This is a genomic window from Streptomyces sp. NPDC045678 (assembly GCF_056432085.1).
Genome location: NZ_JBWKJS010000003.1, coordinates 638,023 through 662,111 on the forward strand (window position 1 = coordinate 638,023; position 24,089 = coordinate 662,111).

The following is a 24,089-nucleotide window of genomic DNA, read 5'->3' on the forward strand; positions in this document are numbered from 1 at the left end:
ACGGACCAGGGCATCGTGTCGCGGTCGGTGCGGGAACCGGTGACATCGCGGTGCGGCACCTCGGCACGGACAGGTTCACCTCTCACCTCGCCGGGCACACCGGTCGCATCCTTATGCTCGGCTTCACCGGCGACGAGGACCGCCTGGTGTCAGCCGCGGCGGACGGGACAGTGCGCCTGTGGTCGCTCACTGAGCAACGCCAGATCGTCAAGGTCAGGGTGGATGCTTCCCTGCACTGCGCGGCCTTCGAACCCGCAACGGAAGAGGTGCTGGTCGGCAGTGCGGGCGGGGGTAATGGCCCTGAGGATCAAGGATTCGTGAGCGACAAGCGAAAGGCTTGGACACCATGGCAGAGAAGACGTCTCGCAGCTCGGACGACGGCGTGGGCAGCGGCTCCGCCCGTCTGGCCGCCGAACGGGACGCACCGGTCATCTTGAGCAACGAGCCCGGCTCATTCGCCTGGGGCGTCTTGGCCAAGCGCCATCCGGCACTGATCCAGCAGGTACGAGACGCCTTTCCGTACGGTCCCCGCCAGCACGAGGCTCTCGATGCTCTGCTGGACGAGATCACCAACGGCGTGATCGAGCCGCTCGACCCCTCGGAGCCCGACCACGGACAGTGGTCGGCCTGGGGACGAAGGCACTTCGGGCGATCCTGGTTCGACGCCCCGTTCCTGTGGGCGGAGAGCTACTTCTACCGCAGGCTCCTCGACGCCACCGAGTACTTCGGTACGGGCCCGTGGCAAGGGGTCGATCCCTTCTCCCCCTTCAAGAGGGCGGAGCTGCGCGGCACGGCAGTGGACGAGGAGCTCCGGGCCCTGGGCGCGCTCGCCGACGCACCGGCCGACGAGCGAGCCACAGCTCTGCTCCACGCCTCGCTCTGGGGCAACCGCGCGGACCTCGGCTTCCGCGTTACGGAGGGGGACGCAGCGCCCGGCGTGGCTAACGATGGGCTGGTCACCGATGACAGCGCTGTGCTCTGGCAGCTCCTGCCCGCCGGAGCCGGCGCTACGGTCGCCGTGGTGGCGGACAACGCGGGGCGGGAGCTGACCCCGGACTTGATCCTCATCGACCACCTCCTACTGCACCGGCATGCCGAGCGGATCGTGCTCCACGTAAAGCCCTACCCGTACTACGTCTCCGACGCGATGACGGCCGACGTCGTCGACTGCCTGCGCCGCCTCGCCGAGGCCCCCGGCGAGGCGGGCGGGATCGGCGGGCGCCTCTGGGACGCCATGGCGACCGGGTGCTTGGAGATCCGCGCCCACCCGTTCTTCTGCGCGCCGCTGCCGTACAAGGACATGCCGGAGGACCTGCGAGAGGAGTTCGCGGCCGTCACGCTGACCATCCTGAAGGGCGACCTCAACTACCGGCGGCTGGTGGGCGACCGCCTGTGGGACGCGACGACACCGTTCGCCGACTGCACGGCGTACTTCCCCGGGGCCGTCGCGGCGTTCCGCACGCTCAAGTCCGACGTCATCGTGGGGCTGGAGCAGAAAGCGCTGGACGCTCTGGAGCAGTCAGGTGCGGCTTGGCGTACGAGCGGTACTCATGCCTTGATCCAGGTTCGGCCGTAGAACTGGCCGCCGCGCCGAGCCAGCGGCTGGGAGGAGGCGCTGGAGCTGCTCCTCCCAAGCTGCCCGCGAGGCCGTGATCACCGCCGGTGTGGTCGCGTCGCTTCCTGTCGGGGAACGGTCCCCGTGACGGGAGCGGCATTCGGAGCAGGGCTTGGCTCCGACCGCGGACGCCGAGGCGTCGGAGAGATGAAGCCAAGGTGGTGGAGTCGCCAGACCAGGACGTCGCTGGCTGATTCGGCGGTGCCGAGTTCGCGTTGCGCGGCGGCCTTGGCCAGCAGGGCGGCGGTGTCGTATCCGGCGTGCTCGGCCTGGTCGAGCACCATCACCAGGGAGTCCCAGCCCGGCTCGGCCTGGAGGCGGTCGGCGAGGTGCGGTAGGGCGGCGTGGACCGTGGCGGTGTGGCGCCGCCGACGGGTCACGGGCAGGTGTGCGCCGTGGGCGCGCAGGGCAGCCAGCGGTTCGGCTGCGGCGGCCTGGTAGGCGGTATGCAAGTGGTCGGCGGCCTGCTGGGCGGCCTCTGCCTGCTGGGCGTGCCCGCGGGCAGCGTGCCAGCGGGCAGCGGCGATGACGGCCAGGATCACGACATCGAGGATCAGTGCGGTGGCGGTGCCATCTGTACCGCGGCCGAGAGCGGTGCCGGAATGGACGATCTGACGGGCCGCGCGGCGCAGGGCGTACATCTCCTCGTTCCTGGCGCGGATATGGGAGCGGCTGGCGCGCTCGAAGTGCCATGTCGCTTCTAGCAGTTCGGCGCGGCTGGGCCCATCTGTGGTCTGCGCCAGCGCGTCGAGGACCTCCCCGACCCCGACCAGGTGCGCGGCCGCTGTGCGCTCGTCGCCGGAAGTGAGCGTGGCGCGGGCGGTATCAGCGGGCTGGGCGGCAGCGTAACGGGCACGGGCCGGTGCCGAGGCGCCACTGCGGTCCAGGGCCGTGAGCCGTACGCCTGTGTCCGTAACGGTGGTGAACCGCTTGCGGATGCGGGGCAGGGACAAGTCGGGAGCGAGGGTCGAACCCGCGTACCAGACGGGTTCGTTGTCCGCGTTGCGGTCGCCGACGATCGCGACCTTGTAGCCGAGGACATCGCCGGACGGTGCGATGCGCTTGTCGATGCGCACGCCCTCGGCGGCGAGCCGGTCGAAGAACTCCGCCTCGTCCACGGCACCGGCCAGAGCACGGCGGACGTGCGCGCGCAGCAACTCCTGCGAAGCCGCCCGCTGACCGAGGCGTTCGGCCTTGTGGCGTGCGGCGTTGGTAGGGCGCTTGGCCGCCGTCCCATCACCCGAGGCGACGCAACGCAGGCCGTAGTCGGCCTCGATGCGGCGAGCCTCGGCCTGAGCACGGCGGGCCTCATTGTGCAGACGGGGGCGACGCCCGTCATCGCGGACCAAGGTGGCAATGATGTGGATGTGGTCATCCGCGTGACGCACGGCTGCCCACCGACACGCTCGTTCGTCGCCGTCAGGGGCGATGCCGGTGGCGGCGACGGTGCGGCGGGCGATGGCGGCCCAGTCCGCGTCGGACAGAATCGGGTCCTCCGGGCTGGCTCGCACGGAGAGGTGCCACACGTGCTTGGCCGGGCGCCGGCCCTTGGGCAGCACGTTGACGGGCTGGTCGAGCAAGCGCTGCAGCTGCCGATAGGTGGCGTCTCGGTTGCGGCCGGGGTCAGGGGTGAGCGGGTCGAAGGCAGCGACCAGATGCGGATCGGTGTGCTCCTCCTTGGTGCCTGGGCCGTAGAGGTAGCGGATCAGTCCGACGGTGTCGCTACCGCGCTTGTGGATGCTGGGGATCACGCTGCGGCACCGCCCTCCGCCGCGTCGTCGCGGTGGGCGAGCAGGGCGTCGGCCGCGTCCTCCATGCGGGAGGCCGCGCTGGCGACCCTCTGGGAGGCGGCATCGAGATGAGGTACGTCGGCGCCGGAGTTGAGGGCCTTGACCATCTGGTTGAACAGGCCGTGGATGCGGCCCAGGTGTCGGCGGGCGGCGAAGAGTTCGTCGATCACTTGTCGTTCGGCGGCGATCTCGGCAGCCGTGCGGTTCAGGTCGCGAGCGGCCTTGTCGACGGCGTAGGCGAGGAAGGCGGCGTTGCTCATCTGGCACGCATCGGCGGCGGCGGTGAAGCGCGTGAACTCGGCATCGTTCATACGGCAGCTGGGCTGATGCAGACGCTTGCGGTGCGTGGGCTGGCGGGGACGCTGACGCTTGCCCGCAGGCATCTCGGCAGGCCGGTTCCATCCCTGCTGCGGTCCGCCCTGGGCCGCAGCCTGCTCGCCAGGCACCCCCTGGTGCCGGACTGCTCCCGCCACCCCCGGGGCGGGGACCCCGGGAGCATTGCTCCCGGGACAACTTGCTCGCGCTGTGGGGCTGGCGGGAGCTGCGGTATCTGCGTGGTGGGTGGGGCGTTCCTGGTGCGGGTCGTGCATGGGCTGGTTCTCCGTGGGGTGCTGGTGCCGGGTGCTTGGCTGTGGGCGGCCCCTGTGTCCCGTGCTTGTCTGCACGGGACACAGGGTGGGGCGATCGGTGCGTTGGCGGGGGTCAGGCCGCGTCGGCCGGGGCTGTGCTGAGTTCCCTCTGCGGCTGGGAGGCGGCCTCGTCGGGACCGTCGAAAGGCTCGGCCTCGAAGCCGTCGTACGCGACGGGCTCAGCCTGGCCGGTCCGCTCGGCCTGCAGCTGGTTGCGCAAGACGCGAGCGCGCTTCTGGCCGACCCGTAGTTCGGTGCGCAGACGCTCGGCGGTCAGCTCGTCGTCTCCCCAGGCAGCGGTCAGGAGTCGGGCCTCGTCGAGGACTTCGGCGTCGGTACGGGAGCGGGTGCGGTCGGCGGTCGACTTGGTAGTGGCGGGGCCCCGACCAGTCGCCCGACGCTGGGCGGCTCCGGTCGACTCCGCCACAACCGACCGGGGCGGTCGGGCAGCAGGGGCGGTGGCCGATTCGTCGGTCTCGGTCGGCCTCGCCACGGGCGCCTCGGCGACCTCCACAGAGGTCGACTCGGCCAGCTGGTCGAGGGCCGATTCGGCCTGGTCAGATGCCGACCGGGCAGCCTGCTCACTGGCTTCCTGACCAGCCGACTCGCCGGCTTGTCGGCTGACCGACTGGGCCGAGGACACTTCGGCGGAGTCGGCCGACTCGGGGTTGTGGTGCAGCACCTTCGCCACGAGGTCCGACCCGAAGTAGATCGACCCGACCGGGAGCGAGGTCGCCAGCAGCACCAGGGCCCAGTTCGCAGGCTCCCAGTCGGCCAGTCGGCCCCATCGGATCGACGAGGTGTGCAGGGCCGGAGCGAGGCCGTGCACGTAGTTCAGAAGGAGGCTGGCGATCGTGTAAGTCGCCAGGACCCGCAGCGCGAACTTCCGGTCGGCGCCGGGCAGCACGAGCGTGGCGACCAGTGCGAGGGCCATCAGCCCGTCGACCACGATCGGGTAGAGCAGGGCGGCGGTGGAGTCGGCGCCGATGGCGCGGGCCACGTCGGACAGCGCGTTCCATGAGACGCGGAAGGCCATGAGGACGACGGCAGCCAGGCCGCCGACCAGGGTGCGGCGTGCCTTGCGGTACGCACGACGACCCTCAGGGGGTGCAGGTGCGGGGGTTCGGCGAGCATCGCCAGGATCGTCACCTAGGCGAGGGCCCCGTCCTCGGCGGCTGGAGCAAGCGGGAGCAGGGTCGATGCCGGCGTGGGTTCTGCGGTTGCCGCGCATGGCTGTAGGTGCGCTCGGGGCGGGGGAGGGCAAGGCAGTGGGCTCCAGGGTGGAGAGGCGGGGCTTGTGGGGTGGGAGTGAGGGGCGTTCACGCGGGCCCGTCTTGAAGGGGACGCTCGCGTGATCGCTGCGCGCGCGCCGGTAGGGGTTCAGCCGACGGCGGTGAGGTGTCGGGCGGTGGCGTAGGAGCGGGTCTGCTCGCCCCCTTCGGCAACGCCGTCGGGCTTGGTGGTCAGGTTGCTGTCGACGAGGTGGGCGAGGTGGCGCCGGGGAGCAAGGGCCTGTTAATACCCGCGCGGGCCGGTGACCGTGCCGCGCCTGCGGTCGGGGCCGTCGAGGATGACGCGGCGGGTCATCTCGGCGAGGCGGGAGGCGACGCGGTCGCCGACGGCTGTGCGCAGGTCGGTGATGGGGAGGTTGGTGGTGATGAGGGTGGGCAGCTCGTGGACGTACCGGTGGTCGACGAGCCGGTAGGTCAGCTCCTCGGTCCACTCCGATGCCTTGGCGGCGCCAAGGTCGTCGAGGAGCAGCAGCGGGCTGCGGGCCAGTTCCTGGAAGTGGCGTTCGCTGTCGTGGCCCTGCCGTGGGCGCAGGGTGGCATGGAGTTCGGCCGTGGTGATGGCCTCCCAGCGCAGCCGTACCCCGGCGCCGAGCAGCGAGCGGATGGCGCCGTACGCTTGGTAGGTCTTGCCGGTTCCGGTCGGGCCCACGATCAGCAGCGAGGGCCCGTAGGCGATGCCCGGTGCGCCGCCGGGCCCCGGTCGTCCGGCAGCCGCGATCTCCTCGACCCAGGCCGATACGGCGGCGTGGTCGCCCAGGGCGTCGCGGTAGCGGCGCGGGATGCGGGCGGCGGCCAGCTCCAGAGCGGTCGCCGGCTCCGACGGCGGTGCCGCGTCGACCACAGCGGTGGGATCGATATCGCGGGCGGCAAGGATCGCCTCCAGCTTGGCCACGGCGCCGCCCAGTTGGCGTGGCTCGCGGGCAGAGAACGCAGAGGTCGCCGTGGTCACAGCTCACCCCCGTACGCGGCCTGCGCGTCGACCGGGTTGGTCCACGGCCGGTGCCCTGCGGACGTGCCGCTCGACGCGGGCGGGTTCATGGCCTCGTTGACCAGACTCGGCAGGACGCTGGGATGCAGGCCCTTGGCACGCAGCCGCTCGAGACCGGCGCGCACGTATGCCGCGTCGATGCCTTCGGCGAGCAGGCGGGCGGTCTCCTTGCCGAGATGCCCCAGGAAGCTGCTGGGCGGTCGGTTGGCGCATGCGGTGGCGTACTCGGCGATGAGCGCCTTGGCCGAGACGGACTCGGGTACGGGGGCGCTCGCGCCCTCCACCGGAGGTGATCCTAGATCCAGGATCCTAGGTCCTAGATCCGGACCATGAGGGCTCACTGAGTCCTCAGTGAGCCCTCCCGCAATGTTCGGTGATGCCTCACTGAAACCATCATGAGCTGCGGGTTCGCCGCTCCTCAGCGAAGGCTCCCGCAGAGTGCGCGACTCCTCAGCGAGGACTCCGGGAGAGCTCACCGAAGGCTCCGTGAGTCCTGCGTGCCGGCTCCCGGAGGGCTGCGCGGGCCGTCCGCCCTCGTGGCGCGGACAGGCGGGGCAGCGGCTGCCGCTAGGCCGGTTGATCTTCTGGTGCTTGGTCCAGGTGACGATGTGCAGATAGTTCTTGCCGTCGTCGCCTTCGTAGCGGCAGATCAGGCCGGCTCCGGCGAGCTGGGTGAGGTCGTCCTCGACCGCCAGCGGGCCGTGTTCGGGGCGCAGTGACCACAGGGCACCGGCGATGACGGCAGCTTGGTCGCGGAAGCGGCCGTGGTCGTCGGCCTGGGTGAGGAGCCCGAAGAAGGTCCGTTCCGCGGAGATCGAGACCTCGGCCAGCGACTCAGAGATGAAGGCTTCCGGCTTGATGGTGCGTATCCGTGCCAAGGCAGGTGGGTGTCCTCACTCGGTGGCCGGGCGGTTGGGCAGGGCTCACCGTCGTTGGTCGGGGGAGGGGAGAGGGGCGGTTCGTGACCTACGGCGTGGCGTGCGCCGCAGGCATCCGCGTATCCGGGGGTGTCGTCAACACAGCCACACCCCACCGCATAAGTCCACCCCCATCTCTCACGGCAGAAATGCCGCTGGAAATGAGGCGGGCGGCGCCCCGCCAAAACAGTAAGACGTGATCCCCGGTCGCCGAAATCGTCGGCACAATTAGCCGAGCCAGAAGGATCACATTGCCGCACAGTTGACGGCCCGCTGCCGGGGAAGCTACAACACAACACCGCACGTCAGGGCAGGGTCGGGCATTCCACCCCCGACCCCCTGAATGCCCGAGTTGCCGGTTTGGGAATCGCGGCGGCGCTTTATAGCAGACGATCCCCGGTTAGCGAAACCGGAGAAGGCGAGCTACAAAAAACCCATGGCAGCCCGACCCATTGAAATCGGTCCAGCAGGAATCCGGACCGCCCGCACCATCGAAATGCTCCGCACCGAGCGGGGACTTTCCCAACGCCAGCTTGCTGCCCGCATCACCGCTCTTGGCCACCCAATGTCGAACACGGCGCTCTCCCGTATCGAACGCGCCCAGCGTCGCTGCGACATCGACGACCTCGCTGCCCTGGCCCAGGCCCTCCACGTCCCGCCCTTCGCCCTCCTGGAGGGCGACACCGCGCTGTGATCGCGGGCATCCCAACTCATGCCCCACAGCACCGCCTACGTAAGGACCCCTCACTCTTGCCCCAAGCCGCAATACCCGCCGCGCCCACGCCTGCTCCGCTCCGCCCCGAAGGCGGCTCCTCGCTGCCGCGCCTCTACGTCCCCGAGGAGATCGCCGACGTACTCGGCTGCTCGGCCTGGTGGGTCAAGGACCGCGCCCGCCGACGGCTCATCCCCTTCACGAGGGTCGGTCGTGCCTACCGCTTCACCGACGAGCACCTAGCGGAGATCATCCGCATGCACGAGACCCGCCCCGCAATTCCGCGGCAGCGAGCCGGAGCTCCGCCTGCGCCCAAGTCCCCCTCATCTCAGCCTTCTCCGTCGTCTGCCGCGTCCACGGCTCGCCTGCGCGCCCGGCCACCACGCCGAGCCCGTCAGAGCCAGTTCGGGACCGCCGCCTAGTCGACGACACAGGAAGGGGAGGAATACGTGGGTTTCGCGGAGAAGCGCGGAAACTACTGGCGCGGCCGGTACAAGATCGCGCCCGGCAAGCACCTCACGGTCGCCGACGACAACGGCAAGGCGATCAAGTTCGCCACCAAGGGCGAGGCCCAGCGTGCCGCGAGTGAGGCGGAGAACAAGTACCGGCGCGGAGACTGGCGCGACCCGGCACTCGGCCAGGAGACCTTCGGCGAGTACGCGAGCCGCTGGTACGCCGCCCAGGACCTGGCCGCCTCGACGATGCAGAACTACAAGCGCCACATCGAGGAGCACCTGCTCCCTGACTTCGGGGGCAAGTCGCTCGCGGGCATCCTGCGCACGGACGTCGAGCTGTGGGAGAAGAAGGAGCGGGCCGCGTACGCGGCCTCCAGCGTCAAGACCTGGCGCTCCACGCTCCACCTGATCTTCGAGGATGCGATCGACGAGGGCCTGATCACGTCCAACCCGGCCGCCAGGCGACGCGGGCGCGGCAAGCGCGCCGGCCGCTCCCGCGACCGCGGCCCGGAGAAGGTCGTCACCGACGCGCTCGGCATCCTGCTCACCGCTGAGCGGGCGTCCCTGCTCTCAGGCCGCGACGACGAGTTCGTCGCCACAGTCCTCAAGGGCTACACCGGCAAGCGCTGGGGCGAAATCGTCGGCCTGGAAACGGAATTCGTCCGCCCCCGCGCCTTCCGCGTCGAGTGGCAGCTGTACGAGCTCGACACCGGCGAGCTGGTGCGCTGCCCGCCCAAGGACGACAGCTACCGCACCATCGACTCGCCGGACTGGCTGTCCGCCCTGGTCCTCAACCACATCGCCCGTACGAAGCCCCTGCCGTGCCCCTGCCACGGCAGGACGTACGTCTTCAGGGGCCAGGGTGCAGCCCGCACCGGCGGCCACCTGGGCGCGAAGCTGGCCGATGTCGCACGCCGCGCCGGAGTCTCCACCGGCACGGTTTCCAACGTCCTCAACCACTCCGACCGCGTACGCGAGGACACCCGAGCCCGCGTCGAGCAGGCGATCGCCGACCTCGGCTTCGTACGTGACGGCACCACATCGGAGCACGCGGCCCACTGGCGCCGAAACGGCTTCGCCACTTGGTTGTTCACCCCGGCGGTCTCCGGTTGGTACCCGAAGAAGGCACCCCAGGAGGCCCGCCCGGTGCCGATCCTCAGCGAGCCCTGGCCCGGCATCCCAGCCCGAGGCCGCGGCGCCGCCGACCGGGCCGACGCCTGCTGGATCCCGATCGCCAAGGGCCTCACACCCCATGGCCTGCGCCACACCCACCGGACGATGATGGAGGACCTCGGCACCGAGAAGGTCCTTATGGACGACCGCATGGGCCACATCGACGGCTCGGTCTCGGCTCGCTATGCGCACGTCACACTGGGCATGCGCAAACGACTGATATTGGGCCTGACCGAGCAGTGGGAGGCAGCACTTGAGACTCGGCTGGCGATGTTCCCTCGTTCGCCGGTGCAGGTGCTCGACGAGATTTTGCAAGCGCGCAGAATTGCAAGACGAAGGTAGTCGCAGTGGGGTCGCGTTTCGCGATGGGCATGACGACTGACAAGAGGACTACTTCGGAGCTTCGCCGGCCGGGTCTGGCCCGCCAACTCCTGCGCCATCGAGATTGTCACCTTGTCTTCATGTGCCATCGCGACCGCTGCGCGACCTGCCGTATCGTCACTCCTGCGGTCCGGGCCGTGTCCCATCCTGTTGGGGCACCGTAAGACGGGGCTGCGTGGAACGCTCCGAAGGGCGCAGATGCCGCTCCGGATCACGGATACCAGCGATCTCTCCGAGCCCGATCACGTACGGCCGCAGGCGTTCCTGCAGTTGGCGAAGTTCTGTGCGGAACGCGGTGTTCTCCAACCACTCGGATTCGTCCTTTTCAGGGTGGCTTTCCTCGAAACGCTGCAGGCTTGGGTGCCACTTGGCCAGGAACGGAGCTAACTCGAAGTTGAGCATGTCTAGGGCTAGTTCGTACACCGAGTCCCCCTTGGCAGGTGGAGGAGGGGTCGTATGGCCCTCTAGCGGATCGCGATAGAGGTCGAAGAGCGTATTGAGAGAGGTCAGGGCCTCGCGTAGGTTCCCGCTCCCTTCTTCCAGCGGGCGAGTAGCCACCCGGGTGGCGGCTTGGAAGAACATCCTCTGAGCGGCCTGACGCATGTCCGTCTTAGTGATGAACGACATCTCGTTGCCGAAAAGGACGAGGCGGACCTCGGTCAGCTGAGCAGTCCTGCGATACAGCTCCAGGCCAAGTGCTGCGGCCACACCGGTGAGGCACCCCACGATGATCGACAATTGCTGCCCACCAGTCTGACTGATGGAATACGTTGCAATGCCGATCACGCTGCCTATGAGACCGGCTAACACCATGCGTAAACCTATTCGAACCGTGCTGTTGCCCTCGCGTCCACTCTGCCTGGCCACCGGACTCCTCACGCGCTGACGCTTCGTATTATCTGGTGGCCCTCGCTGGCACACGGCGGCCACCTGGTGCCCCCGGAGGGTTGGACTCCGCTCCGGTGAACGTGATCATGCCACTCTGGAAGGGGCGCGTCGGTAGCCGAGTCGGCGGTTGTGTTCGTGGGCTAAGCGGCTTCTTCCTCTCGTACCACGTCAGCGATCTGTCGTGCGATCTCCCCGATGGAATAGTCGCTGGTGCTCATCGCCACCTTGTCTGCGAGGGAGGGGCTGTAGCGCCGGACGTCTTCAACGTGCAGGTTGTGCCAGATCGGCAGGAGCGACTGCTCCCCGGCCACGTTACGGGTGATGAGTCCGTCGAGTTCGTGGTTGGTCCAGCCCTTGGCGAAGAAGGGGGCCGAGAGCACGACGATGCCGATTCGGCTTGCTCTAATCCCTTCATCGATCTTGCGGCGGAGGCTGTGGCCGATCCGCATCTGGGCTTCGTCGAGCCAGACAGTCACGCCTAGCGTGGTCAGTGCGTCTCGAAGGGGGCGGGCAACAGCTCCTTTGTCCTCGGACGCATGGGAGATGAAGACGTCCCAGGTCTGGCCGCCAAGCACGTCGCCAGGGGGCTCCTCCGGCTCATGGACCGCGACGGAGCGGGCCGGGCTGCCGTGCTCGTTGCGGGCTGGGGGCAGGAAGCCCAGCGGAGGCGGTTGAACCTGAACCGATGAGGTGATGCGGCCGGTGCGGCCGCCGAGGTCGATGGCCGCGACCCAGTGTCCGTTACTCGGGATGGCGATCCGGTGAGGGGACCGATTGACGCGACCGCCCAGGTATCGGTACCTCTTCCCCGACTTGTACTTGTTGTACTCGCTGCGCGTCATCACCTGGACATTGGCTTGGTTGCGCAAGGTGACGACGACTGTGGAACCTCTCTTGAGGCTGCCGAGGTCGTAATAGGCGTGTTCCATAAGCGCTCCTGGGAGGCGTGCGGTGCGGCCAAGCGCATCCCAGCGTATGGACTGCCACTGACAGTCGGCGGTGTAAGGCAAGAGGGAGACGCCGACTGGGCGCTTACCGCTCACTGGTGTCAGTCGGAGCCGACTTTCGGAAGTCGGCTCCCAAACGGCTCCCAGATCGTCTCCAGAAACCACTCAGGGGCCTGACCCGCTCTCGCGGATCAGGCCCCTGACCTGGTCTTACAGCTGTCGGGGTGGCGGGATTTGAACCCACGACCTCTTCGTCCCGAACGAAGCGCGCTGCCAAGCTGCGCTACACCCCGATGTCGTTGCTCCACCGGCCTGACGGGCAGGTCGTGGCGACATCGATTACTTTAGCGGACCGGCGGCCGGAGACGAAATCCGGTTTTCGCCGGACCGCTCCCGGGGGCTCGCGGGACCGGCCGGATGCGGTCGAGGCCGACGATCAGGAGGGCCAGGGCGTAGAAGGCCAGGCCGAAGATGACGGCGTTGCCGAGGACGCCGGGGTAGCCGTGCAGATCGACGTCGAGGAACGGGTAGGGGTAGCGGGACATCGGGCCCGGGGTCATGATCGCGCCGCGGGTCAGGGCGAAGGCCAGGTAGGCGAGGGGGTAGAGCAGCCACAGGCCCGCGTGGCGCGGGCGCAGGCCGCCCGGCCCGGTGAGCAGGAGCCAGTCGAGGGCCACGCCGATCGGCGTCACCGTGTGCAGGAGCTGGTTGGAGGCGGAGTGCCAGCTGGAGAAGGCGGCTGCGCCCTCCGTCATGGAGAAGCCGCTCGCGTCGTTCGCCAGGATGAGGTGGTAGACGAGGCCCGTGATCAGGATGAAGAGCAGCGTGCCGGCCGTCGTCCACGGTGGGAGGGGAGGCCTGCCCTTCCACGAGCGCCGTGCGGAGAGCCCCAGCACCACCGCCACCAGCACATTGCTCTGGACCGTGAAGTAGCTGAGGACGCGCAGCGGGTCCCCGATGACCAGGTCGATGACGGCCCCGGTCACCGCGGCGAGCACGATCAGCGCACGGAAGGCGGCCACGAAGGGGCGGCGGACCGGGGGCACGACCGCCTCCGCAGGGACGCCCGTGCGCATGCCCACGCCCGTGCCCACGCCCGTACCCGTGCCTCGGCCCCCGCTCGTACCCCTGCCCCTGCCCCTGCCCTTGTCCCGGTCCCTGTCCCTCGAAGAAGTCGGCGCGATCATGCCTCCACCGTAGGCACGCTCGCCGGAAGCGTGCCTTCCGTGCGTACGTCTGCGCCCTCTCAGTCCCGCGCCGTCAGCGTCAGCAGCGTCGCCTCCGGCGGGCACGCGAACCGCATCGGCGTATAACGGTTCGCCCCGCACCCCGCCGACACGTGGAGGTACGACGTCCGGCCCTCGGACTCGTGCCGGGAGAGGCCCTTCACGCGGTCCGTGTCCAGGTCGCAGTTGGTGACCAGGGCGCCGTAGAAGGGGATGCAGAGCTGCCCGCCGTGCGTGTGCCCCGCGAGGATCAGCGGGTAGCCGTCGGCCGTGAAGGCGTCCAGCGACCGCAGGTACGGCGCGTGCACGATGCCCATCGAGAAGTCGGCGCCCGCCTCCGGACCGCCCGCCACCTCCGCGTATCGGTCCCGCTTGATGTGCGGGTCGTCCAGGCCCGTGAACGCGATCTCGTAGCCGTCGATCTTCAGCGCGCCCCGCGTGTTCGTGAGGTTCACCCAGCCCGCCGCGTCGAAACCGTCGCGCAGGCCCTCCCAGGGGTTGCGGGGAACACCCACAGCCGGCGCGTTGCCGTTCAGGCCGTGCCTGCCCTGCACCTTCTCGATCAGGTAGCGGCCGGGGTTGCGCGGCTTCGGGCCGTAGTAGTCGTTGGAACCGAAGACGTACGCCCCGGGGAACTCCATCAGCGGCCCGAGCGCGTCCAGCGTCTCCGGGACGCCCTCCGGGTCGGACAGGTTGTCGCCCGTGTTGATCACGATGTCGGGTCGCAGGCCCGCCAGCGAACGCAGCCACCGCTGCTTCTTGCGCTGCCCGGACACCATGTGGATGTCGGAGACCTGGAGGACCCGCAGGGAACGCATCCCCGGCGGCAGCACGGGCACCGTGACCCGCCTCAGCCGGAAGGAACGGGGCTCGACGCCCACCGAATAGGCGAGACCGGCCGCAGCCGTCGCCGTGATGCCCAGGGGTACTGCGTATCGCGCGCGCATCCCTCCATCGTGTCAGACCCGAGCGGCAACCCCTGAGGGGCAGTCCTGGAGCAACCGGCCCGCGGCCCAAGGGAATCGACCCCCGGGAAATCGATGGGCGGAGAATCGTCCGCACCTGCCACAATCAACACATGACCACGCTCAAGTCGAAGCTGCACGAAGACCTCACCGCCGCGATCCGGGGGCGCGACGAGCTGCGCTCCTCGACGCTCCGGCTGACCCTCACCGCGATCACGAAGGAGGAGGTCTCGGGCAAGACGGCCCGTGAGCTCTCCGACGACGAGGTGCAGAAGGTGATCGCCCGCGAGGCCAAGAAGCGCCGTGAGGCCGCGGAGGCCTTCGCCGACGGCGGCCGTGCCGAGCAGGCGGCGAAGGAGAAGGCGGAGGGCGAGATCCTCGCCGAGTACCTGCCGAAGCAGCTCTCCGACGACGAGCTGCGGGCCATCGTCGCCGAGGCCGTCGCCGAGGCCAAGGCCGGCGGTGCCGAGGGGCCGCGCGCCATGGGCCAGGTCATGAAGCTCGTGAACCCGAAGGTCGCGGGCCTGGCCGAGGGCGGCCGCGTCGCCGCCACGGTGAAGAAGCTCCTCGCGGGCTGAGCAACGGACGACGGACGACGGACGACGGACGACGTGCGGCAGGCGGTACGCGGCACGCCCCCCGCTTCCGTCCCGTACGACGATGAGGGCGCCCCCTGCTGAAGGGGGCGCCCTCATTCACGTACAACCGTCGAGCCGGCTGGAGCTACCTCCGCCAGCCACCACCGATCCCGCCCCCGAAACCGTTCCCACCGTTTCCGTTGCCGTTGCCGTTCCCGCCCAGCACATCCGACGGAATCGAGATGTCGGGCCAGGGGTTCCCGCCCCCGCCGCCGCCACCATTACCGCCGCCACCATTACCGCCGCCGCCGTTGCCACCGCCGCCGAGACCGCCGCCGTCACCGCCCGGCCTGCCGTCGTCGTGGCCGTCGCCACCGCCCCCGTGGTCCTCGTCCTTGTCCTTGTCCCCGCCGGGGATGTGGACGGTGTTGAAGTTCGGCGCGGGCGTGCCCGCGAGCGCGCCGTTCATCGCGTCGCGCCAGATCGGACCGGGCACCTCGCCACCGAAGACCTTGCCGTAGGGGACGCCGCCGATGGTGATGTCGACCATGCGCCGCTTGTGCATCGGGTCGCCGACCCAGACCGCGCCCGACAGGTTCGGGGTGTAGCCCACGAACCAGGCGGCGTAGCGGTAGTCCGTCGTACCCGTCTTGCCCGCGCTCGCGCGGGAGCCGAGACCGGCCTGCTTGCCCGTACCGTCCTCGACCACGCCCTTGAGGAGCGTGTTGATGGTGTCGGCGGTCCTCTCCGACATCGCGCGCGAGCAGGTCGACTTCGGCACCGGCAGCGACTTGCCGCCGAGCGTGGCGATCGACTCGATGGCGATCGGCGTGCAGTACGTGCCGCGCGAGGCGAACGTCGCGTACGCGCCCGCCATCGTCAGCGGCGACATCTCCTGCGTGCCGAGGGCGATCGACGGCGCCTGGTCCATCTTCCTGCCGTCGGCGCGCTCGACGCCCATCTTGGCGGCCAGCTTCGTCACCGGGCAGATGCCGATGTCGCCGATGAGCTGCACGTAGTAGGTGTTGACCGACTTCGCGGTCGCCTCCCGCATGCCGTACGGACCGACCTCGGCCTCGTTCTCATTGGTCAGCTTCGCGTTGCCCGAGTTCACCCACTGCTTGCCGCCACAGGCGGACACCCGCTCCGGGTACGGCATCTCGTACGGGGACGAGTAGCTCTGCCCCGCCGACTTGCCGCCCTCCAGGGCCGCCGCCGCGACGATCGGCTTGAACGTCGAACCGGGCTGGTAGCCGGCGCCGCCGCCCATGGAGTGGTCCACGGAGAGGTTGATCGTGGTCTCGTCCTTCTTGAAGCCGTAAGGACGCGACTGGCCCATGCCGCGGATCTTGCCCGTGCCCGGCTCGACGATGCTGGCGGCGGTCGCCACGTCGTCGGTCTTGTTCACGTGGTTCTTGATCGACGCCTGCACCGAGTCCTGCGCCTGCGGATCCAAGGTCGTACGGACCTTCAGACCGCCCCGGTTCCAGACCTTGGCCCGGTCCTCCTTCGTCTTGCCGAAGACCGGGTCGTTGAGGAACACCTCGCGCACGTAGTCGCAGAAGAAGCCGGCGCCCCTGGCCGAGGTGATGCAGCCGTTCTTGGGGCGGCTCACCTTCAGCCCGAGGTCGGTCTTCTTGGCCTCGTCGGCCTCGGCCTGCGTGATGTCGTGCGTCTCGGCCATCCGCTGCAGCACGACATTGCGTCGCTTGGTGGCCTCGGCCGCGTCGTTCACCGGGTCGTACCGGCTCGGCGACTGCACGATGCCGGCGAGGAGCGCGGCCTCCTGGACCTTCAGGTCCTTGGCGTGCTTGGAGAAGTACCGCTGGGCGGCGGCCTCGATGCCGTACGCCTGCTGCCCGAAGTAGGTGATGTTCAGGTAGTTCTTGAGGATCCGCTTCTTGCCCAGCTCCTCCTCGACCTGGATCGCGTACTTCAGCTCGCGGACCTTGCGGCCGATCGTCTGCTGCGTGGCCTCGGCGACCTTCGTCGGATCGTCCCCGGCCTCCTCGACGAACACGTTCTTCACGTACTGCTGCGTGAGCGTGGACGCGCCCTGCGAGACGCCGCCGCTCTGCGCGTTCTGGTTGAGCGCGCGCAGGATGCCCTTGAGGTCGACCGCGCCGTGCTCGTAGAAGCGGGCGTCCTCGATCGCGACGATCGCCTTCTGCATGTACGGCGAGATGTTCTTGAGCGGGACGACCGTGCGGTCACGCGAGTAGACCGTGGCGATCTGCCCGCCCTTGTTGTCCAGGATGGTCGTGCGCTGACTGAGCGGCGGCTGCTTCAAGTTGGCGGGGATCTCGTCGAACCCCTCCACCGAGCCCTTGGCCGCGAGGCCCAGCGCCCCGAAGGCGGGCAGGGCGATCCCGGCGAGCACCGCACCCGCCAGAACGCTGACTCCGAGGAACTTCGCGGCCTGCTGAGTAGGTGACAGACCACCGCCCGAGCGCTTCTTTCCCATGAGGGCAGCCTACGTTCTGATTCGCCGGACAGGCCTTAATGCCTTGGCCTAAGCTGCTCCCAACTGTCACAGCAGAGTGGTTCGGCAACAAGCCCTGCTCGCTCTACATTCCGACGGAATCATGTCCGAATTCGCCTTATGTGGCGCCCGGTGTCCGTTGTGACTCAACTGAACTGTCCCGGAATGCCGGGTTCCTCACGGATGTCGCCCGCTCACTCCGTCGGGTGATCTGCCGCTTACGCATAGTCCGTTCGGGCCATTCAAGATTGGGCCCGAAGGGGGTGTTGCGCTGTGCCCACCTTCCGTAACGTCCTCAACTGGCGGCGGTGCATATGCCGCTGCCGCCGTGGGGGAGCCTCGATTCGGGAGAGGACGGCGCCGGTATGGGCTGGGTAACCGACTGGAGTGCGCAGGCGGCCTGCCGCACTACCGATCCGGATGAACTGTTCGTTCAAGGAGCAGCGCAGAACAGGGCCAAGGCGGTGTGCACCGGATGTCCGGTGCGGACCGAGTGCCTGGCCGACGCGCTGGACAATCGCGTCGAGTTCGGCGTGTGGGGTGGCATGACGGAGCGAGAGCGCCGCGCACTGCTGCGCAGGCGTCCCACCGTCACCTCATGGCGCAGGCTCCTGGAGACAGCGCGCTCCGAGTACGAGCGCGGTGCGGGCCTGCTGCCCGTGGACTTGGAGGACGAGGAGACGTACGAGAGCTACGCGGCGGTCGGGTAGGCCGTCGGGACGCGAAAGATCCGGGTGAACCCGAAAGGGCCCCCGGGAAGAACCTGGCAAGAACCGACGGGCGGGGCCCAGCGCCCCGCAGCCGGGCAGCCCCACAACCGGGCATCCGGGCCGACGAACCCCACGTTCCGTCAGCCTGCCAGCCGGTCCCCTACGGCCCGGAGCCCCGCAAGGTCATGAACATCACCGGGCAGCGCGGCCACCTCGGCCACCGCCACCTCGGGGTGGAGCGCGGTGAAACGGTCACGCGTGCGCTGCTCACGGTTGAGCAGCTGCATGCGCTCCGCGTGCAGCCGCAACAGACCCGCGGTCAGCTGCTCGACGGACGGGTCGGAGGACTCGGAGTTCGCGGAAGTTTCGGAGTTCGCGGAAGTTTCGGCGTTCCCGGAGGGATCGGGGTTCCCGGACGGATCGGGGGCCCCGGAGGGATCGGGGTCCTCGGAAGGCGTGGAGTTCGCTGCGTCGGACGGCGCGGGATTCTCTGAAGTCGCGTCATTCTCGGGGGAGTTACGAACAGCTACCTTCCCGTCCTCCTGATCCACAATGCCGCTCTCCTCAAGATTTTCCGCGGCGGCCAGCGCCCGCTCGGCCGACAGCTGAGCGGCACCGCTGCCGTGCACACGGTTCAGCACGAGACCCGCGAGCGGCATGTCGTCCGCGGCCAGGCGCTCCACGAAGTACGCGGCCTCCCGCAGCGCGTCCCGCTCCGGCGAGGCGACCACCAGGAACGCCGTGCCGGGCGCCTGCAGCAGCCGGTACGTGGCATCGGCCCGCGTACGGAAACCGCCGAACATGCTGTCCATGGCCGTCACGAACATCTGCACGTCACGCAGGAGCTGACCGCCGAGCAGCTTGCCGAGGGCCCCCGTCATCATCGACATACCGGCGTTCAGGAACTTCATCCCGGCCCGGCCGCCCACCTTCGCCGGCGCCATCAGGAGCCGGATCAGCTTCCCGTCCAGGAAGGACCCGAGGCGCTTGGGGGCGTCGAGGAAGTCGAGGGCCGAGCGCGAAGGTGGCGTGTCCACGACGATCAGGTCCCACTCGTCCCGGGACCGCAGCTGCCCCAGCTTCTCCATCGCCATGTACTCCTGCGTGCCGGCGAAGCCCGCGGAGAGCGACTGGTAGAAGGGGTTGTTGAGGATCGCCTTCGCGCGCTCCTTGTCCGTGTGCGCCTCGACGATCTCGTCGAAGGTGCGCTTCATGTCGAGCATCATGGCGTACAGCTCGCCCGAGCCCGCCGCACCGTCGCCGGACCCGTCTGTCTCCATCGGTTCGATGGACTTGACCCGGCGCGGGACGTTGTCGAGCGAGTCGATGCCCATGGACTGCGCGAGCCTGCGCGCAGGGTCGATCGTGAGCACGACGACCTTGCGGCCACGCTCCGCCGCGCGCAGCCCGATGGCGGCGGCCGTGGTCGTCTTGCCGACGCCTCCGGAGCCGCAGCAGACCACGATGCGGGTCTTCGGGTCGTCGATCAGGGCGTCCACGTCGAGCGTGCGATGGGGTGCCAGGGAGCGTGCCGGTTCCTGGGGCGTCCGGTCCCTGGTCGTGCCGCGGTCCCTGGTCATGAGATCCCTTGCTTCCGCAGTGCCGTGGCGAGCTGGTACAGGCCCGCGAGGTCCATTCCGCCCGCGTGCAGCGGCAGTTCGTGCAGCGGCTGGCCGAACTCGGTCAGCTCGGCGCGCTGGTCGCGCTCCAGGGCGTACCGCTCGGCGTACTCCGCGGCCTGCTCCAGGAGCGGGTCGACCAGCCGTTCCGCGCCGCCGCCGCGCCGCGCTCCGCCGAGTCCGGCGGCGGACAGCGTCTTGGCGATGGCCGTACGGGGCGTGCGGTCGAGGCCCAGTTCCAGGGAGGCGTCGCCCAGCAGCGCCGGACGCACCATGTTGACGATGACGCGGCCCACGGGCAGCTGCGCGGCCCGCAGCTCGGCGATCCCGTCCGCGGTCTCCTGGACTGGCATCTCCTCGAGCAGGGTCACCAGGTGAACGGCCGTCTCCGGGGACTTCAGGACCCGCATGACGGCCTGCGCCTGATTGTGTATCGGCCCTATCTTCGCGAGCCCGGCGACCTCGTCGTTCACGTTCAGGAAGCGCGTGATGCGACCGGTCGGCGGGGCGTCCATCACGACGCAGTCGTACGTGTACCGCCCGCGCTTGTCCTTCCGGCGCACGGCCTCACAGGCCTTGCCGGTCAGCAGCACGTCCCGCAGTCCGGGCGCGATGGTGGTGGCGAAGTCGATGGCCCCGAGCTTCTTCAGGGCGCGTCCCGCTCCCCCCAGTTTGTAGAACATCTGGAGGTAGTCGAGCAGCGCGAGCTCGGGGTCGATGGCGAGGGCATACACCTCCCCGCCCCCGGGAGCGACGGCGATCTTCCGCTCCTCATAGGGCAGCGCTTCGGTTTCGAAGAGCTGCGCGATGCCCTGCCTGCCCTCGACCTCCACGAGGAGGGTGCGTTTGCCCTCCGTCGCGAGGGCGAGCGCGAGGGCCGCGGCCACCGTGGTCTTGCCGGTACCGCCCTTGCCACTGACGACCTGGAGCCTGCTCACCCTTCCGAGCCTAACCAGTCGCCGCCCGGACCATGCAGGAGCCCACCCTGAGCAGTGCCTCACAGCGACTACAGTCGGCCATATGACCAAGTGGGAATACGCAACCGTGCCTCTGCTCGTCCACGCCACGAAGCAGATTCTTGACACCTGGGGCGAGGACGGCTGGGAGCTGGTCCAGGTCGTGCCCGGGCCGAACAACCCCGAGCAGCTCGTGGCCTACCTGAAGCGGGAGAAGCAGGCATGAGCGGCGCAGTCGAGGCCCGGCTCGCCGAGCTCGGACTGACGCTGCCGGAGGTCGTGCCGCCGCTGGCGTCGTACCAGCCGGCCGTTCAGTCCGGTGTCTACGTCTACACCGCGGGCCAGCTCCCGATGGTGGAGGGCAAGCTCGCGGTGACCGGCAAGGTCGGCGCCGAGGTGACCCCGGAGGAGGCCAAGGACCTGGCCCGCACCTGCGCGCTGAACGGGCTTGCCGCGATCAAGTCGGTCGCCGGTGACCTGGACCGCATCGCGCGCGTCGTGAAGGTCGTCGGTTTCGTCGCGTCGGCCGCGGACTTCACGGGCCAGCCCGGCGTGATCAATGGCGCGAGCGAGCTCCTCGGCGAGGTCCTCGGGGACAAGGGCGTGCACGCCCGCAGCGCCGTCGGCGTCGCCGTGCTGCCGCTGGACGCTCCGGTCGAGGTCGAGTTCCAGGTGGAACTGACCGAGGCGTGACCGGTTTTCGGCCGTTCAGGGGCGCCGGTCTTGCGTACCGGGGCCCCTGTAGGCACCGATAGTTGCCTCTCGAACATCAGCTCACCAGGGGATAGCCTCCGCCCATGGCAAATGGGCAGTGGTACCCCCCGGAGTGGCCCGACCGCATCCGCGCCCTGGCGAGCGGTGAGCTGACGCCGGCGACCCCGCGCCGCGCCGCGACCGTCATGCTGCTCAGGGACGGGCGGGACGAGGCGGGGAACGGCGCGCCGGAAGTACACATGCTGCGCAGACGCGCCTCCATGGCCTTCGCCGGAGGCGCGTACGCGTATCCCGGCGGCGGCGTCGACCCGCGCGACGACGACCACCTGGTGCGCTGGGCGGGCCCCATGCGCGCGTCCTGGGCGGCCCGCCTCGGCGTCGACGACGAAGCCGAGGCCCAGGCCATCGTCTGTGCCGCGGTCCGAGAGACGTACGAGGAAGCGGGTGTCCTGCTCGCGGGGCGGACGCCGGACACGGTCGTCGGTGACACCACGGGCGACGACTGGGAGTCCGACCGCGAGGCTCTGGTGGCGCGCGAGCTCTCCTTCGCGCAGTTCCTCGACCACCGGAACCTGTACCTGCGCAGCGACCTGCTCGCCGCGTGGGCGCGCTGGATCACTCCCGAGTTCGAGCCCAGGCGCTACGACACGTTCTTCTTCGTGGCCGCGCTTCCCGAGGGCCAACGCACGCGCAACGCCTCCACGGAGGCTGACCGCACGGTCTGGATCCGTCCTTCGGAGGCGGCCGACCGCTACGACGACGGCGAACTCCTGATGATGCCGCCCACCATCGCGACCCTGCGGTCCCTGAGCGCCCACCCGACGCCCCGCGCGGCCCTCGCCGCCGCCCCGGACCAGGACATGACGCCGGTCCTGGCCCAGGCCCGCCTGGAGAACGACACGCTGGTGCTCTCCTGGCCGGGGCACGACGAGTTCACCAAGCGGGTGGGGGCGGGCGGAGAGCGGTGACGACGCGCCGGGGACGTGGTCGCCGGACCGGGAGTGCCTACGTGCTCCCGTGGCCTCCTACGTGCCCGAGCGCCCCGTGTACGTGCCGTCTCACGCCTCCGTACGTGCCCTGATGGCCCGGCGCCACAGACGAACCCCGCCCGGCCCCCGCCCGCCCCAGACAGGAGTCACCCCCGCATGACCGATGCCGCCGCCCTCCCCGGGCAGCCCCGCGGCGGGGTCCTCAGCGGCCCCGCCACCGCCCGCGCGGTCAACGTTCTCGCGCCCAACCCCTCCGCGATGACCCTGGACGGCACGAACACCTGGATCGTGTCCGAGCCGGACTCACCGCTCGCCGTGGTCATCGATCCGGGCCCCCAGGACGACGCCCACCTGAGCCGCGTCATCGAGACGGCGGAGAAGCTGGGCAAACGCGTCGCCCTGACCCTGCTCACCCACGGCCACCCCGACCACGCGGAGGGAGCCGCCCGCTTCGCCGAGCTGACCCGCACCCCCGTACGGGCCCTGGACCCCGCTCTGCGCCTCGGCGACGAGGGGCTGGCGCCCGGCGACGTCATCACCACGGGCGGCCTGGAGATGCGCGTCGTCGCGACCCCCGGCCACACCGCGGACTCGCTCTGCTTCCACCTGCCCGCGGATCAGGCGGTCCTGACGGGCGACACGATCCTCGGCCGCGGCACCACGGTCGTGGCGCACCCCGACGGCCGCCTCGGCGACTACCTGGACTCCCTGCGGCGGCTGCGCTCCCTGGCGGTCGACGACGGCGTCCACACGGTCCTGCCGGGCCACGGGCCGGTCCTGGAGGACGCGCAGGGGGCCGTCGAGTTCTACCTGGCCCATCGGGCCACGCGGCTCGCCCAGGTCGAGACGGCCGTGGAGAACGGTCACGCGGAGGCCTCCGACGTCGTCGCGCACGTGTACGCCGACGTGGACCGCTCCCTGTGGCCCGCGGCGGAGCTCTCGGTCAGGGCGCAGCTGGACTACTTGCGGGAGCACGGGCTGATCTGACGCGGCTCGGACAACGTGAATGGGTCCCGCCTCCCAAGAGGCGGGACCCATTCACGTACAGATACGGCGTCAGCGCGACCGCTTGGCCAGCCGCTCCACGTCCAGCAGGATCACGGCGCGGGCCTCGAGCCGCAGCCAGCCGCGCCCCGCGAAGTCCGCGAGCGCCTTGTTGACCGTCTCGCGGGAGGCGCCGACCAGCTGGGCCAGCTCTTCCTGCGTGAGGTCGTGCACGACGTGGATGCCCTCCTCGGACTGCACGCCGAAGCGGCGCGACAGGTCGAGCAGCGCGCGGGCCACACGCCCGGGCACGTCGGAGAAGACCAGGTCGGACATCTGGTCGTTGGTCTTGCGCAGGCGCCGGGCGACGGCGCGCAGCAGCGCGGCGGCCACCTCGGGCCGGGCGTTCAGCCACGGCTGGAGGTCGCCGTGGCCCAGGCCGAGCAGCTTCACCTCGGTGAGCGCGGAGGCCGTGGCGGTCCGCGGACCCGGGTCGAAGAGCGACAGCTCACCGATGAGCTCGCCGGGGCCGAGCACCGCGAGCATGTTCTCGCGCCCGTCGGGCGAGGTGCGGTGGAGCTTCACCTTGCCCTCGGTGACCACGTAAAGGCGGTCTCCGGGGTCACCCTCATGGAAGAGAGCATCCCCGCGCGCGAGCGTCACCTCACTCATGGAGGCGCGGAGCTCCGCGGCCTGCTCGTCATCGAGCGCCGCGAAGAGCGGGGCGCGCCGCAGAACGTCGTCCACGAGTTCTCTCCTTGTCGACCTGCTCAGGGGATCTTGATTCCCCCGCATATCAGGGGTCCGTGTTCCCCATTTTGCCGGACGGTCCAAACAGTGTGATCAGTCACAAGTCTGCCGCACCGGCGTCGCAAGCTGTGCGGGAGGGGGCCAATTGGGGGCCGATCCCGGGGGTCAAGGACGAATGTCAGTGCCGGGCTCTAGGCTGGCCGGGTGTCCAAAAAGCCGGTGAGAGCGCAGGCCGAGGGGGCTGAGCAGGTGGCCGCACCCCGCGATTCCGCTGTGGGCGAACACGCGTCCTACACCCCTGACAAAGCGACAAATCGGACAGAATCCTT

24 protein-coding genes and 1 tRNA gene are annotated in these 24,089 nt (G+C 69.6%); 11 read left to right on the plus strand and 14 right to left on the minus strand.

Going from position 1 to position 24,089, the window contains the following annotated elements:
• Positions 1–113: 113 nt before the first annotated feature.
• Together AC07DO_RS13910 and AC07DO_RS13915 are read left to right on the plus strand one after the other, a co-directional pair.
• A complete protein-coding gene (locus tag AC07DO_RS13910) occupies positions 114–437 on the plus strand; it encodes a hypothetical protein (protein WP_479059440.1) in 324 nt (107 codons plus the stop codon).
• Positions 347–1,576, plus strand: a complete 1,230-nt coding sequence (locus AC07DO_RS13915) for a damage-control phosphatase ARMT1 family protein (protein ID WP_479059442.1) — start codon at positions 347–349, stop codon at positions 1,574–1,576. Before AC07DO_RS13910 ends, AC07DO_RS13915 begins: the two co-directional genes overlap by 91 nt.
• Positions 1,577–1,653: 77 nt before the next feature.
• Here AC07DO_RS13915 and AC07DO_RS13920 read toward each other — a convergent pair whose 3' ends face one another.
• The 5 genes from AC07DO_RS13920 to AC07DO_RS13940 all read right to left on the minus strand — a co-directional run bounded on the left by AC07DO_RS13920 (position 1,654) and on the right by AC07DO_RS13940 (position 7,192).
• On the minus strand, positions 1,654–3,366 hold the full coding sequence (locus tag AC07DO_RS13920) for a relaxase/mobilization nuclease domain-containing protein (protein WP_479059444.1): 1,713 nt from the start codon (positions 3,364–3,366) through the stop codon (positions 1,654–1,656).
• Positions 3,363–3,716: a plasmid mobilization relaxosome protein MobC gene (locus AC07DO_RS13925; RefSeq protein ID WP_381160492.1), complete on the minus strand. Its 354-nt coding sequence runs from the start codon at positions 3,714–3,716 to the stop codon at positions 3,363–3,365. Before AC07DO_RS13925 ends, AC07DO_RS13920 begins: the two co-directional genes overlap by 4 nt.
• Positions 3,717–4,107: 391 nt before the next feature.
• On the minus strand, positions 4,108–5,070 hold the full coding sequence (locus AC07DO_RS13930) for a DUF2637 domain-containing protein (RefSeq protein ID WP_479059446.1): 963 nt from the start codon (positions 5,068–5,070) through the stop codon (positions 4,108–4,110).
• Positions 5,071–5,549: 479 nt separating this feature from the next.
• Positions 5,550–6,275, minus strand: coding sequence for an ATP-binding protein (locus AC07DO_RS13935; protein WP_479059448.1), 726 nt, complete (start codon positions 6,273–6,275; stop codon positions 5,550–5,552).
• On the minus strand, positions 6,272–7,192 hold the full coding sequence (locus tag AC07DO_RS13940) for a hypothetical protein (protein WP_479059449.1): 921 nt from the start codon (positions 7,190–7,192) through the stop codon (positions 6,272–6,274). The genes AC07DO_RS13935 and AC07DO_RS13940 overlap by 4 nt, the downstream gene beginning before the upstream one ends.
• Before the next feature lie 475 nt (positions 7,193–7,667).
• Here AC07DO_RS13940 and AC07DO_RS13945 point away from each other — a divergent pair, with 475 nt between their 5' ends.
• From AC07DO_RS13945 to AC07DO_RS13955, 3 genes are all read left to right on the plus strand, one after another.
• Entirely contained in the window at positions 7,668–7,925 is a 258-nt protein-coding gene (locus tag AC07DO_RS13945) for a helix-turn-helix domain-containing protein (RefSeq protein ID WP_469919674.1), read from the plus strand.
• 71 nt (positions 7,926–7,996) lie between these two features.
• Positions 7,997–8,365 carry a helix-turn-helix domain-containing protein gene (locus AC07DO_RS13950; RefSeq protein WP_479059743.1) on the plus strand — a complete coding sequence of 123 codons (369 nt, stop codon included), beginning with the start codon at positions 7,997–7,999 and terminating at the stop codon, positions 8,363–8,365.
• Between the two features lie 27 nt (positions 8,366–8,392).
• Positions 8,393–9,913: a LacI family DNA-binding transcriptional regulator gene (locus tag AC07DO_RS13955; protein WP_479059451.1), complete on the plus strand. Its 1,521-nt coding sequence runs from the start codon at positions 8,393–8,395 to the stop codon at positions 9,911–9,913.
• 156 nt (positions 9,914–10,069) lie between these two features.
• Here AC07DO_RS13955 and AC07DO_RS13960 read toward each other — a convergent pair whose 3' ends face one another.
• From AC07DO_RS13960 to AC07DO_RS13980, 5 genes are all read right to left on the minus strand, one after another.
• Positions 10,070–10,738 (minus strand): hypothetical protein, encoded by a 669-nt coding sequence (locus AC07DO_RS13960; RefSeq protein WP_479059453.1) that lies wholly within the window; start codon positions 10,736–10,738, stop codon positions 10,070–10,072.
• A 242-nt stretch (positions 10,739–10,980) separates the two neighbouring features.
• Positions 10,981–11,769 (minus strand): DUF1883 domain-containing protein, encoded by a 789-nt coding sequence (locus AC07DO_RS13965; protein WP_479059454.1) that lies wholly within the window; start codon positions 11,767–11,769, stop codon positions 10,981–10,983.
• Between the two features lie 237 nt (positions 11,770–12,006).
• Positions 12,007–12,080 (minus strand) — tRNA-Pro (locus AC07DO_RS13970).
• Between the two features lie 51 nt (positions 12,081–12,131).
• Positions 12,132–12,974 (minus strand): Pr6Pr family membrane protein, encoded by an 843-nt coding sequence (locus AC07DO_RS13975; protein ID WP_479059456.1) that lies wholly within the window; start codon positions 12,972–12,974, stop codon positions 12,132–12,134.
• A gap of 59 nt (positions 12,975–13,033) precedes the next feature.
• Positions 13,034–13,960: a metallophosphoesterase gene (locus AC07DO_RS13980; RefSeq protein ID WP_479059458.1), complete on the minus strand. Its 927-nt coding sequence runs from the start codon at positions 13,958–13,960 to the stop codon at positions 13,034–13,036.
• A gap of 131 nt (positions 13,961–14,091) precedes the next feature.
• On the opposite strand from AC07DO_RS13980, the gene AC07DO_RS13985 reads away from it, so the two are divergent.
• Positions 14,092–14,556: a GatB/YqeY domain-containing protein gene (locus AC07DO_RS13985; protein ID WP_479059460.1), complete on the plus strand. Its 465-nt coding sequence runs from the start codon at positions 14,092–14,094 to the stop codon at positions 14,554–14,556.
• Between the two features lie 145 nt (positions 14,557–14,701).
• Here AC07DO_RS13985 and AC07DO_RS13990 read toward each other — a convergent pair whose 3' ends face one another.
• Positions 14,702–17,020: a transglycosylase domain-containing protein gene (locus tag AC07DO_RS13990; RefSeq protein ID WP_479059462.1), complete on the minus strand. Its 2,319-nt coding sequence runs from the start codon at positions 17,018–17,020 to the stop codon at positions 14,702–14,704.
• A gap of 383 nt (positions 17,021–17,403) precedes the next feature.
• On the opposite strand from AC07DO_RS13990, the gene AC07DO_RS13995 reads away from it, so the two are divergent.
• A complete protein-coding gene (locus AC07DO_RS13995; protein WP_030782081.1) occupies positions 17,404–17,748 on the plus strand; it encodes a WhiB family transcriptional regulator in 345 nt (114 codons plus the stop codon).
• Between the two features lie 140 nt (positions 17,749–17,888).
• On the opposite strand, the gene bagB is transcribed toward AC07DO_RS13995, so the two are convergent.
• Both bagB and bagA read right to left on the minus strand, forming a co-directional pair.
• A complete protein-coding gene (gene bagB, locus AC07DO_RS14000) occupies positions 17,889–19,328 on the minus strand; it encodes an ATPase BagB (protein WP_479059463.1) in 1,440 nt (479 codons plus the stop codon).
• Positions 19,325–20,305: an ATPase BagA gene (bagA, locus tag AC07DO_RS14005; RefSeq protein WP_479059465.1), complete on the minus strand. Its 981-nt coding sequence runs from the start codon at positions 20,303–20,305 to the stop codon at positions 19,325–19,327. Before bagA ends, bagB begins: the two co-directional genes overlap by 4 nt.
• 82 nt (positions 20,306–20,387) lie before the next feature.
• Here bagA and AC07DO_RS14010 point away from each other — a divergent pair, with 82 nt between their 5' ends.
• From AC07DO_RS14010 to AC07DO_RS14025, 4 genes are all read left to right on the plus strand, one after another.
• Positions 20,388–20,549 (plus strand): Sp36 family protein, encoded by a 162-nt coding sequence (locus tag AC07DO_RS14010; protein WP_003975360.1) that lies wholly within the window; start codon positions 20,388–20,390, stop codon positions 20,547–20,549.
• Complete coding sequence (locus AC07DO_RS14015) at positions 20,546–21,016, plus strand: RidA family protein (RefSeq protein WP_479059467.1); 471 nt, start codon at positions 20,546–20,548, stop codon at positions 21,014–21,016. Before AC07DO_RS14010 ends, AC07DO_RS14015 begins: the two co-directional genes overlap by 4 nt.
• A 104-nt stretch (positions 21,017–21,120) precedes the next feature.
• Positions 21,121–22,005 carry an NUDIX hydrolase gene (locus tag AC07DO_RS14020; RefSeq protein ID WP_479059468.1) on the plus strand — a complete coding sequence of 295 codons (885 nt, stop codon included), beginning with the start codon at positions 21,121–21,123 and terminating at the stop codon, positions 22,003–22,005.
• A 177-nt stretch (positions 22,006–22,182) separates the two neighbouring features.
• The gene (locus AC07DO_RS14025) at positions 22,183–23,013 is read left to right on the plus strand and encodes an MBL fold metallo-hydrolase (protein ID WP_479059470.1); all 831 of its coding nucleotides are present in this window, start codon (positions 22,183–22,185) and stop codon (positions 23,011–23,013) included.
• A 69-nt stretch (positions 23,014–23,082) separates the two neighbouring features.
• Here the strand turns inward: AC07DO_RS14025 and AC07DO_RS14030 are convergent, their stop codons facing one another.
• A complete protein-coding gene (locus AC07DO_RS14030) occupies positions 23,083–23,757 on the minus strand; it encodes a Crp/Fnr family transcriptional regulator (protein ID WP_016642758.1) in 675 nt (224 codons plus the stop codon).
• Positions 23,758–24,089 lie beyond the last annotated feature (332 nt).